Source organism: Manganibacter manganicus, assembly GCF_002075885.1.
GTDB classification, from domain to species: domain Bacteria; phylum Pseudomonadota; class Alphaproteobacteria; order Rhizobiales; family Rhizobiaceae; genus Mesorhizobium; species Mesorhizobium manganicum.
On the sequence record NZ_MDET01000034.1, the window covers coordinates 231,239 to 242,585 of the forward strand.

General features: G+C 60.0%; 10 protein-coding genes and 1 pseudogene. 5 read left to right on the forward strand and 6 right to left on the reverse strand.

Going from position 1 to position 11,347, the window contains the following annotated elements:
- Positions 1-209 precede the first annotated feature (209 nt).
- The 4 genes from BFN67_RS18400 to argE all read left to right on the forward strand — a co-directional run bounded on the left by BFN67_RS18400 (position 210) and on the right by argE (position 5,140).
- Positions 210-1,226 carry a sugar ABC transporter substrate-binding protein gene (locus BFN67_RS18400; RefSeq protein ID WP_425349800.1) on the forward strand — a complete coding sequence of 339 codons (1,017 nt, stop codon included), beginning with the start codon at positions 210-212 and terminating at the stop codon, positions 1,224-1,226.
- 73 nt (positions 1,227-1,299) lie between these two features.
- Positions 1,300-2,817, forward strand: coding sequence for a sugar ABC transporter ATP-binding protein (locus tag BFN67_RS18405; protein ID WP_245295321.1), 1,518 nt, complete (start codon positions 1,300-1,302; stop codon positions 2,815-2,817).
- 17 nt (positions 2,818-2,834) lie between these two features.
- The gene (locus BFN67_RS18410) at positions 2,835-3,860 is read left to right on the forward strand and encodes an ABC transporter permease (protein ID WP_080920971.1); all 1,026 of its coding nucleotides are present in this window, start codon (positions 2,835-2,837) and stop codon (positions 3,858-3,860) included.
- Between the two features lie 125 nt (positions 3,861-3,985).
- Positions 3,986-5,140 (forward strand): acetylornithine deacetylase, encoded by a 1,155-nt coding sequence (gene argE, locus BFN67_RS18415; protein WP_080920972.1) that lies wholly within the window; start codon positions 3,986-3,988, stop codon positions 5,138-5,140.
- Positions 5,141-5,143: 3 nt separating this feature from the next.
- Here argE and BFN67_RS18420 read toward each other — a convergent pair whose 3' ends face one another.
- The 6 genes from BFN67_RS18420 to BFN67_RS18445 are packed head-to-tail and all read right to left on the reverse strand — an operon-like array spanning position 5,144 to position 10,951.
- Positions 5,144-6,151 (reverse strand): hypothetical protein, encoded by a 1,008-nt coding sequence (locus BFN67_RS18420; protein WP_080920973.1) that lies wholly within the window; start codon positions 6,149-6,151, stop codon positions 5,144-5,146.
- Between the two features lie 7 nt (positions 6,152-6,158).
- Positions 6,159-7,328: a DegT/DnrJ/EryC1/StrS family aminotransferase gene (locus tag BFN67_RS18425; protein WP_080920974.1), complete on the reverse strand. Its 1,170-nt coding sequence runs from the start codon at positions 7,326-7,328 to the stop codon at positions 6,159-6,161.
- Positions 7,325-8,317, reverse strand: coding sequence for an SDR family NAD(P)-dependent oxidoreductase (locus BFN67_RS18430; protein ID WP_245295322.1), 993 nt, complete (start codon positions 8,315-8,317; stop codon positions 7,325-7,327). The genes BFN67_RS18425 and BFN67_RS18430 overlap by 4 nt, the downstream gene beginning before the upstream one ends.
- 17 nt (positions 8,318-8,334) lie before the next feature.
- Positions 8,335-9,450, reverse strand: a complete 1,116-nt coding sequence (locus BFN67_RS18435) for a DegT/DnrJ/EryC1/StrS family aminotransferase (protein WP_080920976.1) — start codon at positions 9,448-9,450, stop codon at positions 8,335-8,337.
- The gene (locus BFN67_RS18440; RefSeq protein WP_080920977.1) at positions 9,447-10,487 is read right to left on the reverse strand and encodes a Gfo/Idh/MocA family protein; all 1,041 of its coding nucleotides are present in this window, start codon (positions 10,485-10,487) and stop codon (positions 9,447-9,449) included. The genes BFN67_RS18435 and BFN67_RS18440 overlap by 4 nt, the downstream gene beginning before the upstream one ends.
- A complete protein-coding gene (locus tag BFN67_RS18445) occupies positions 10,475-10,951 on the reverse strand; it encodes an acyltransferase (RefSeq protein WP_245295329.1) in 477 nt (158 codons plus the stop codon). The genes BFN67_RS18440 and BFN67_RS18445 overlap by 13 nt, the downstream gene beginning before the upstream one ends.
- Before the next feature lie 102 nt (positions 10,952-11,053).
- On the opposite strand from BFN67_RS18445, the pseudogene BFN67_RS18450 reads away from it, so the two are divergent.
- Positions 11,054-11,347: pseudogene (locus tag BFN67_RS18450) on the forward strand (IS21 family transposase); the annotation flags it as partial.

Consider the following 11,347-nt stretch of genomic DNA (forward strand, 5'->3'; position numbering starts at 1 on the left):
GTTTCATGCGCCATTGGCTGGTCTGTGCCCAAACACCGGCAGCCCATGCGGCGGCTCACAATATGGAGGCCCTAGCGGTCTCTAGCGCGTGAAAATCATTCTTCTGCCTGCATTCGTACATTTGTCGCGCGCCATATTGTCGCGGGCTCCAACCGCTGCCATACTCCGCCGCCTTGCCGGTAGCAGGCAAGTTGTTTGGGAGGGAAATGATGACGGATAGGGAAGGAACGACCCGGCGCGGCTTTCTGGCCGGTGCGTCGATGGGAGGTGCTGCGGCTCTTCTGGGCGGTCTTGGAATAAGCGAAGCGCTTGCGGCGGCGGCCGGCCGCTCTGAAAAGCCGCTCAAGGCGGCGTTCTCGAATGCCGGTCTTCAGGCCACCTGGTGCGCTCAGGGCAAACAGGCCGCGGAATATTGGGGCAAGCTATTCAATGTCGAGGTGACATGGTTCGACGGTGAACTCGACGCCGTCAAGCAGCGAGCGGCTATCGACAACATGGCCTCACAGAAATGGGATTTCGTCGCCATCCAGGCATTCGGCATCGGCACGCTGACACAGCCGGTCAAGAAGATGATCGATGCCGGCATTCCGGTGATCGACATGGATACGCTAATCGCACCGCTCGACCAAATCGAGATTCATTCATTCCTTGCGCCCGACAACGAGTTCATGGGCGCGTCGGTGACGCAGGCTCTGGTGCAGGCGATTGGGGGCAAGGGCAAGATCATCATGACGCAAGGCGCGCTCGGCCATACCGGCGCGCAGGGCAGGGCGCGCGGCTTCGAGTCGATCATCAAGCAGCATCCGGACATCGAGGTGCTGGACAACCAACCGGCCGATTGGGACGTTACCAAAGCCGCGCGGCTGTGGGAGACCTATCTGACGAAATATCCCAAGATCGATGCCGCTTATTTCCACAATGACGACATGGCGCTCGCGGCCTACAATGTGATGAAGGCGCATAACCGCACCGACATCAAGATCGGCGGCTGCGATGCCATGCCACCGGCCTTGGCGGCGGTGGCCGAGGGACGCATGTATGCAACAGTGCGCAATCCGTCCTGCCGTATTCATGGAGGTGCGATCGTCGCCGGTGTCGCTGCCGTTACAGGGGGCGAGAAGACTGGCGAAGGCGGTATCCCCAAGAATGTCGTTACCGACGGGCCGGTCGTAACCAAGGCGAATGCAGCCGGCATGTTGTGGATGGAAGACCACTTCCTCATCTGATTCTTCGAGCGCGCGGCCGGGAATGCCAACCAGCACGCCCGGCCGTCACCCTGCCTGAAAGCTGGAGAGGGATATGGCAATTGAACGCGAGGCGGCCGCCAAAAGAAAGCCGCGGCTGCGCATGGAGGCCGTGTCGAAATCGTTCGGCGGCGTCGCCGCATTGCGCGGCGTCGATTTCGAATTGCAGGAAGGTGAGATACACGGACTGGTCGGCGAAAACGGCGCCGGCAAATCGACGTTGATGAAGATCATCGCCGGCGTCCACACAAATTATCAGGGACGCATGCTGATCGACGGGCACGAAGCGCGCTTCCGCTCCGCGCGGGATGCACTGAGAGCCGGTATCGGCATGGTTCATCAGGAACTCAGCGTCGTTCCCGATCTCTCTGTAGCGGAAAATGTCTATCTCGGCCATCAGCCAACCAAGGGCGGCTGCGTCGACTGGAAGGCGATGCAGGCCGGCGCACGTACGCAACTGGAAAGCCTGGGCATCGCGATCGATCCAAGACTGCCCATGGGCTCGCTGCCAATCGGCCTGCAGCAACTTATCGAACTGGCCAGGGTTCTGTTTTCGGGGGCCCGCATCGTCATTCTCGACGAGCCTACCTCGGCCCTGTCTCCTCCGGAAGTGCATCGCCTGTTCGAAGTGCTGCGCGGCGTGCGCGCAAGCGGTCGCTCGATCATCTTCATCTCGCATTTTCTCGACGACATTCTGTCGATTTCCGACACGGTAACGATCTTCCGCAATGGTCGCAGCGTTATTTCCGAGGAAGCGGGCCACATCGACAAGGCCTGGGTGATCGAGCGGATGATCGGCGGCGGCCATGAGGAGTTGGAGGAGAGTTATACTGGCTCCATCGCTCTGCAAAGCGATCCGGCAGCACCTGTAGTGATGGCGGTGAACCGCCTCGGCTTCGGCCGTGCCTTCTGCGAAATGTCGATGGAACTGCGTGCCGGCGAAGTGCTCGGTGTGTACGGCTTCATGGGCTGTGGGCAGATCGAATTCGCACGCGCCCTTTTCGGCAAGGTGAGGCCGCAAAGCGGCAGCGTTTCGATCGGCGGCAAGTCCGTTCGTTTTCGCAACACCGCAGCAGCCAAGCGGGCCGGCGTCGCATTCGTACCGGAAAGTCGCCGGTCGATGCTTTTCTACCAGGAGCCGGTTTTCAAGAATGTGTCAATCGGCATGCTTGGCCGCATCTCGCGGGTACTGCTGAAGCCCGCCGTCGAACGCGATCTGGCCGGGCGGCAGGTGAAGGCGCTGAATATCAGGCCGGCCAATGTCGGTGTCTTGCTCAGAGGCTTATCAGGTGGCAACCAGCAGAAGGTCGCATTGGCGAAATGGCTCATTTATCCACCGAAGGTGTTGGTTCTCAGCGAACCGACCCGCGGAATGGATGTCGGTGCCAAGGATGATGTGGTCAAGATCGTCCGTTCGTTGCGCGACAAGGGCCTTGCCATTGTGGTCGTGTCAGCGGAACCCGAAACCGTGCTTTCGCTCGCCGATAGGATCGTTGTGATGAAGAAGGGCCGCCTCGTGCGTGAATTTGCCAACGAGGTTATCAGCAAGGATCGGCTGCTCGAAGCAGCTTGAGGAGAAAGCCCGAACCAATGCTGTACCAGCCGACCGCCGACCGGGCCATGCCAATCCGGACTTTCCTGAAACATCAGATGCGCAATGTCGCGCCATTTGTGACGTTGATTGCGCTGCTTGCCTTCTTCGGTGTTGCCAGTCCGTCTTTCGCGACGATGGATAACGCCTATAACATCCTGACGCAGATTTCGGTGGCCGGCATAATGGCTGTCGGACTAACCTTCGTCATTCTTTGTGCCGAGATCGACCTGTCCTTTGCAGCCATCGCCAATGCGGCCGGCATCGCGGTAGCCTATTTCACAGTACAGGAATCCTATGTCAATGTCGCCAACATGCCCTTGTCTGGAGCCGTGGCGGTTTGTCTCGCGCTGCTGACCTGTGTGGCCCTTGGCCTCATCAACGCGTTCGGGCTGACGGTGATCGGCATACCCTCCTTTATCATGACCTTGGCCATGATGCAGATTGCCGCCGGCATCTGTGCGCTTCTCGTGCGCGGCCAGATTCTTTATGCCGTGCCCGATGTGGTGAAGACGCTGGGCTCCGGTTCGATCGGCGGCATTCCCTGGATCGTCATCGTGCTGGCGATCTTTCTTCTCGTGGGTCATCTCGTGCTGACCTACACGCGCTTCGGCCGCTACGTCTATATGGTCGGCGGCAACCGAGAGGCGGCCGAATATTCAGGCGTGAACGTCAAATGGGTGCTTGCCGCCGTGCTGGTCATCTCGGCTGTGTGCTCCGGCGTCGCCGGCATGCTCGGCGTCGCTTATTTCGGCAGCGCGCAACAAAACGAGTTCGATGGCTATCTCCTCGATGCCATCGCCGCTGTCGTCGTTGGCGGCACCAGCCTCTTCGGCGGGCGAGGCGGCATTGGCAATACCATCATTGGCCTGTGCATTCTCGGCGTGCTCAATAATGGGCTGGATCATGTCGAGATCGACAGCTTCCTGAAAATACTGATCCGCGGGCTGATCCTGCTGGCCGCCCTGATCATCAATGTCTATGCGCAGAACCTGCGCGCCACGCCGATTGAAAGCCCGGATTAATCCGCTGCAAGCGCACCTTGCCGATCCGGGATTTCGAGACGCGGCATTTGGCGATGGAGAATGCGGCTTCAATTCAATGCTTGCGAAGTGCTAGTAAGTCGGTTTGAGCAATGAGACAGGTCCATATGGATAGCATCTCCATCCTTGAGAAACTGATCGCTTTCCCGACCGTCAGCCGCAACTCCAACCTTGACCTGATCGAATATGCCGCCGGTTTGCTGGACGGGCACGGCATTGCATATGAATTGATCCACAGTGAAGACGGCCACAAGGCGAACCTCTTCGCCACCACGGGCCCGTCTGGCGTGCCAGGAATCATGCTGTCGGGCCATACTGATGTCGTTCCGGTAGACGGGCAAGACTGGACCTTGCCACCCTTTGCGCTGACCCAACGCGAAGGCCGGCTCTATGGCCGTGGTACTGCCGATATGAAGGGCTTTGTCGCCTGCGCGCTCGCCTCTCTCCTCAAGGCTTCGCAGATGCAGCTCCGCACGCCGCTCAATCTGGCGCTCTCCTATGACGAGGAGATCGGCTGCATCGGCGTGCGCAGCCTTGTCGAGATGCTGGCCGGCGCGCCGTGGCGCCCGCTTCTGTGCATTGTCGGTGAGCCGACCGAAATGCAGGTTGCCACCGGCCACAAGGGCAAGATCGGCGCACGCGCTCTCTGCCGGGGACGCGAGGGCCATTCGGCGCTGGCGCCAATGGCCCTCAACGCTATCCATCTTGGCTGTGATTTCGTGGCGGCGCTGCGTAAGGAGCAGGACCGGTTGGCGCGCAACGGCACGCGCGACCCTGACTATGACGTGCCTTACACGACGGTACATGTCGGTAAGATCAATGCCGGCGTGGCGCTCAATATCGTGCCCAACCTTTGCCAGACCGATTTCGAGATCCGCAATGTCGCCGCCGACAATGCCGAGGTTATCCTCGACCGGTTGCGGGCCGAGGCCGAACGCATCGCCGATGAGGCGAAGATCGTGGCACCTGAGGCGGCCATAGACATAGAGGTATTCAATACCTATCCCGGCCTCGATACCCCGCCTGATTCGCACGCCGTCACCTTCGTGAAATCGCTGACCGGCGGCAACAGCACCGTGAAAGTTGCCTTCGGCACCGAAGGCGGATTGTTCAGCCGCGATCTCGGCACACCGACTGTGGTGTGCGGGCCGGGCTCGATGGCGCAGGGCCACAGGCCCGACGAATTCGTCAGCGTAGAGCAGATGCGCCGCTGTGACGCCATGCTGGAAAAATTGCTCGAGCGGCTCGTTGCCGGAGTTTGAACCTCATTCTCCTGAATACAGGGCCGCCACACCGTCCGCGAGCAGCGCGTCGCCCCGCCACACGATCTCGGCCGCCTTCAGGCCGCCAGCCTGCAACCGAACGATCGGCTCATGGCCGAGACGGTTAAGCAGAATGCCCATATGCCCGCGACCTGGTTCCACCTCAGGCCAGACATGCAGACCGAGACCGGCAGCGATTTCACGGTCGATGTCACCCCAGAATTGCGCCAGCAGGACATTGGGAGCCATACTTGCGATAATCTGTAGATCACGCGGCCCGAGCGGCGCATCACGCGGCAGCATCGCCACAACAACCGCGTCCCACGGTCCTTCAGTCAATTGTGACGGGTGATCGAAAAGCACCGCCTCGGCACCGGCTTCGGTCAGGCCGTCGAACAGAAAGGGCGCGAAAGGATTGTCACACAAGACAGCAATGCGCTTTTCGGCGGTCGTCATTGCTGCGTCGGCGAGCAAACGCACGCAAAGCGGCCCGAGGAACGGAAAGACGGCGACATCTGCATGACGCTCATTAACCGCGGCAATGCGGATGTCATGGTCCCGGCAGGCTATGAGGTCGATGTCAGTTCCCCGAAATTCCCATGCCTCGAACATCAGCGCAATCACCGATCTTTCCGGCAGGGCCGCGATCATCTCCCGCGTAATCGGTCGTATGCGGCCTGAATTGGTGAGGATGTCGCAATCGGCGAGGGCTTGTGGCGGGACGCCGATTGAATAGGAGATGCGTGTTTCTACGCCGGCCATAATCGCCAGGTCACGCGTTGCCGAAATGGCAGCCTTGGCGCTGCCATGATTGACGCTCCCGCACGCGCAGGCATGAACCTTGGCGCCTGCCATGGCCGCGATCACCGCCGTGCAGGCATAGGCGCCTGTCGCCGCCTCAGTGACGATGCTGAGTCCAGAAAGATCAAGTTTCAGAATATCGAGACGGCGCTCGATACCTTGCAGCATGATCTCGGCGGAACTGCTGGTATGGCGCACAAGGTCGCGCATTGTCAGCCTATGCAACAGCCATGGCGCGGGTGCGACGCGATCGTGCAACTACGGCCGCCAGCACCTCGATCACGCGCATCTGATCCTCGTGCGGCATCTGCGGATAGAGCGGCAGGATGAGTGAATGATCGCGCGCCCATTCCGAGCGCCGCAGAGAATGCGGCAAGGACAGATCAGCGTAGGCTTTTTCCAGATGGATACACATGATGCCGCGCCGTGTTGCGATGCCGTGGTCGAGCATATCCTGCATCACCGAGACCTGATCGATGTCGGGTGCCAGCGAGACGCAATAACTCTGCCAGTTGGAGAGTGCCCAGGCAGGCTCCTCCGGCGCCGACAAGCCTTCGATGTCTTCAGTGGCGCTTGTGTAGATTTCCGCGCGGCTGCGGCGACACGAAAGAATGGCGGGCAGGCGCTTCAACTGCTCCCTGCCGATTGCGGCCTGAACATCGGTCATGCGATAGTTGAAGCCCGGCACCGGATAAGTTTCGAAGATCACTTCGCAACTGCCATGGCGTACCGTATCCGAGACCGACATGCCGTGCTGACGCCAAAGCCGGAACAGCGAATCCCATTCAGCGTTCTGTGTTGTCAGCATGCCGCCATCACCGACTGTCAAAACCTTGCGAGGATGAAACGAGAAGCAGACGATGTCGCCGAGCGGACGTCCGATGCGCTGCCAACGGCCTTCGACATTGATTTCGGAACCGATGGCACAGGCCGCATCCTCGATGACCGGTATGCCGTGAGCCCGCGCTAGTCGCATGATCGCCGGCATGTCGCAGGGCATGCCCATCTGGTGGACGCACAGGATTGCCCGCGTGCGCGGCGTAAAAGCCTTGCCGATCAAAGTCGGATCGATGTTGAAACCCTTGGCTTCGATGTCCACGAAAACAGGGACGGCGCCGCATTGCCGGATAACGTTGGCGGAGGCGATGAAGGTATGGCTGACGGTGATGACTTCATCACCTTCGCCAATGCCGAGCGCCATGAGAGCAAGATGTAGCGCTACTGTGCAGTTGGAGACGGCACATGCATGGCCGGCGCCGACCATCGTGGCGAACTCTTGTTCGAAACTCGCTATCTGTGGCCCCTGGGTCAGCCAGCCGGAAAGGATCGCTTTTCCGGCAGCCTCGGCTTCTTCCTGTCCGACAAGCGGTTTTGCGATCGGGATCACGATGCCATCTCCTCGATGCGGGCCGGAGCTGTCTCGCTGCGCCACCAGGCAACAAGGTCGGCGATGCCTTCCTTCGGACCGACAATGGGTGAAAAGCCTAGCATTCGCTGTGCCGCACCCGTCGCGGCGAGCCGGCGCGGCACCGGATTGACTGCACGTTCCGGCATATGGACCGGTCGCAGCTTCGGGCGGCCCATCGCTGCGGCAAACACCTGGGAGAGATCAAGCAACGAAGTTTCGGTGCCGGTGCCAACATTGAAGACCATATCGGTAACAAGGGCGCTGGCGGCAAGGATGTTGGCTCGGGCTATGTCTGTCACATGGATGAGATCCATGGTCTGCAACCCGTCGCCGAAGATCAGCGGTGGCTCGCCAGCCTCGATGCGCTGCATCCAGCGCACCATCACCTCGGTATACCGCCCATGGATATCCATGCGCGGGCCATAAACGTTGAAATAGCGCAACGCGACATAATCGAGACCGTACATGTCGTTGAAGGATCGCAGCAGGCCTTCGCCGAATGATTTCGCTGCGCCATAGAGTGTGCGGTTAGCATAAGGATGATGCTGTTCATCCGTCGGGAAATCCTCGGCCATTCCGTAGATCGATGCCGACGACGCCATGACGATCTTGCGGACCCTGGCTTGCACGCACAGCCTCAGAAGGTCGTAGGTAGCATTGACCATCACGGCCATCGCCTCGTCGGGCTCCGCCGCGCAATGGGTAATACGCAAAGCGGCCTGATGGAACACCGTGTCCGTACCGGTGACAAGTCTTTCCATGAGCGCCCGGTCGCGTATGTCGCCTTCCACGATCTCGACGCGGCCCGACATCATGGCTGAGGAGAGATTGGCTCGGCGACCGCGCACCATATTGTCGATGACGACAATCTTTTCGCATTGTGCCGCCACGAGTTGGTCGACAATGTGCGAGCCGATAAATCCAGCGCCGCCCGTTACCAGAACGCGCTTTCCGCGAAGTAACTCCAACCTAGCCTCCCTGAAGGTCATGCGGTTCTAGCAAGGGGTTGCGCCATCACCATGTTCAGGATGTCGATCACCAGAGCGACGTCGCTGTCCGGTATTTCGGGATATAGCGGCAAGGATAGCGTTTCGCGTGCCAGATTCTCCGAAACCGGAAAGTCTCCTAGGCTATAGCCGAACCCGGTATAGGCCGGTTGCAGATGCACTGGAACGGGATAGTGAATGTTGGTCGCAATGCCGGCATCCGCAAGCATGGCACGCACCTGATCACGGTTGGTGACGCGAACCGCATAGACATGGCAGGCGTGATCGGCGCCGAAAGGACCCGCAGGCAGGCGCATCTCTCCTGTCAGGCCATCGTCGTAAAGGTTGGAGATGCGGCGGCGGGCATCATTCCACTCGTCGAGAAACGACAGCTTAACGCCAAGGACTGCGCCCTGGATGGCGTCCATGCGGAAATTGAAGCCGTGGCGGACATGGTTGTACTTGCCCTGCTGCCCCCAGTCGCGCAACAGCCGCACGGCGGCGGCAAGATCGGCGCGGTTGGTAGTGATGGCACCGCCTTCGCCGCAAGCGCCGAGATTCTTGCCGGGGTAGAACGAAAAGCACCCGATATCGCCAAAAGCGCCGGCGCGAATGCCGTGACGCTCGGCGCCATGGGCCTGCGCCGCATCCTCGATAACGATCAGCCCGAAGCGACGTGCGACCGTGCCGATCGCTTCCATGTCGGCCAACCGACCATGCAGATGCACCGGCATGATCGCCTTGGTCCGGCCCGTCACCTTTTCGGCGATCAAATCAGGGTTCATCGTCCAGGTCAGCGGATCGATATCCACGAAGACCGGCGTGGCGCCGCTGTAGACGATGGCTGCAGTCGTCGCCACGAAAGTCATCGGCACGGTGATCACCTCGTCACCAGGCCCGATGCCGGCGGCGAGCAACGCCAGATGCAGTGCCGATGTGCCCGAATTGACCGCGACGCAGAATTCGGTGCCGCTGTAGTCGGCAAAACCCGCCTCGAAATTTTCTACCCGTTCACCGAGCACGAAATTGCAATCGCGCATCGTGGCGGTGACGGCTTTCTCCAGTTGCGGCCCAATGGAGTGATATTGGGCCTGGAGGTCGAGGAAGGGGATCATGATGCGTTCCTCAGATCACCGAGTTCCATCGGCTGACCGCGCAGGGTTGTCGAGCGTGAGGCGGCGGCCAGCATTTCCACTACGCGCAAACCACTTTCACCATCTGAAGACGGGTTCTTTCCGGTATCGATACAGTGCAGGAATTCTTCGATTTCGGTCTGCAAGGCTTCCTTCGGTGAGATCGCCGGAGCCCACATCTCGCCCATACGATAGGAGATGAGTTGCTCTCGCAAGCTCTTGCCGGCGTTTCTGTCTGCTCCGTCGAGATCGACGCCGCGATCGTAGATCTTCACCTTTTCGCTGGTCTGCATGTCGTCATAGATGACCATGCGCTGGCTGCCGCCGATTAATGTCTGGCGGACCTTGACCGGCGCCATCCAGTTCACGTTGAGATGCGCCATGGCGCCATTGTCGTAATAGACCGACAAATGTGCCATGTTTTCGGGCCTGTCCCGCAGAAACGCTGCTGCACTGGCGGAGATAGCCAACGGTTTGGACGTCACCAGGAAATCGAGGATGGCGAAATCGTGGACGGCAAGATCCCAGATGACGTTCACGTCTCTCTGGAAGAGGCCGAGATTAATGCGGATGGAATCGTAATAATAGATATCGCCAAGTTTGCCTGCATCTATCAGGTCGCGAATACTTCGCACCGCGCCGGTGTAGATGAAGGTATGATCAACCATCAGGATGCGCGAACGACGCGCGGCCTCCTCGACCAGACGCGCGGCCTGGAAGACGCTGTCGGTCATCGGCTTCTCGACCAACACATGCTTGCCTGCTTTGAGCGCAGCAAGCGCGATGTCGAAATGCGTGCTGACCGGTGTGGCGATGGCAACCGCATCGATCGACGGATCGGCGATCAGATCGCGCCAGTCGGTCAACAGGCGTGCCGAGGGATGCCGGCGCCCGGCTCGTTCGAGAGCCGGCACGGAGAAATCCGCAACGGCGCGCAACGCCATGGCATCTACTTCTACAATCGCCCTGGCGAGGTTCGGCCCCCAATAGCCGTATCCGATGATCCCTATGCCCGGCATGTTTGCTTCTCCCCGCTTGAAGAGCGGCTTTCACTTGTCTCGCGTAGGCGGTTGGGATGTTTTCCGGCAGGTGGGGCTTGCCGCACGTCGCCAATGACGCGGGCCGGCACGCCAGCGACGATGGCAAAATCCGGCACGTCTCGTGTCACCACCGCACCAGCGCCGACCAGTGCGTTTTCACCGATTGTCACGCCACAGACGATGGTGGAGTTTGAGCCTAGCGAAGCGCCATGTCGAATAAGCGTTGGCATACATTGCCAATCGCCGTCGCGCTGCAGCGAACCGTCTTCATTGGTGGCGCGCGGATAAAGGCCGTTGGTGAACATGACGCCATGCGCCACCATCACTTCGTCCTCGATGGTCACGCCTTCGCAGATAAAGGAATGGGAAGAAATCTTGCAGCGTTCACCGATCGTGCTGTTTTTTTGAATTTCGACAAAAGGGTGAGAGCGGCGGTGCAAAATTCGTCCACGGTAGCGGCGGGATAATCCCGCTGCGGGCGGCGTAAAACCCGGCCACCTATTTTCCTTCTGCAACGAGCGCAGGAGGGTTAGGGGATCTACACCGTGGAATTGTATCTGAAGGTTCGTCTGGCTTGCTCGGAAGGAATGAGCCGGCGTCAGGCTGCGAAGCATTTCAACATATCGCGCGACAGCGTGGCCAAGATGCTGTCGTATTCGACGCCGCCGGGCTATCGGCGCCGATCACCGATCCGGAGGCCGAAGCTGGACGCGTTCGTTGCGACCATCGATCGATGGCTGGATGAGGACGTGAAGGTTCCGCGCAAGCAGCGGCACACGGCCAAGCGTGTGTTCGACCGGCTTCGTGACGAATGCGGGTTCACCGGCGGCTACACGATC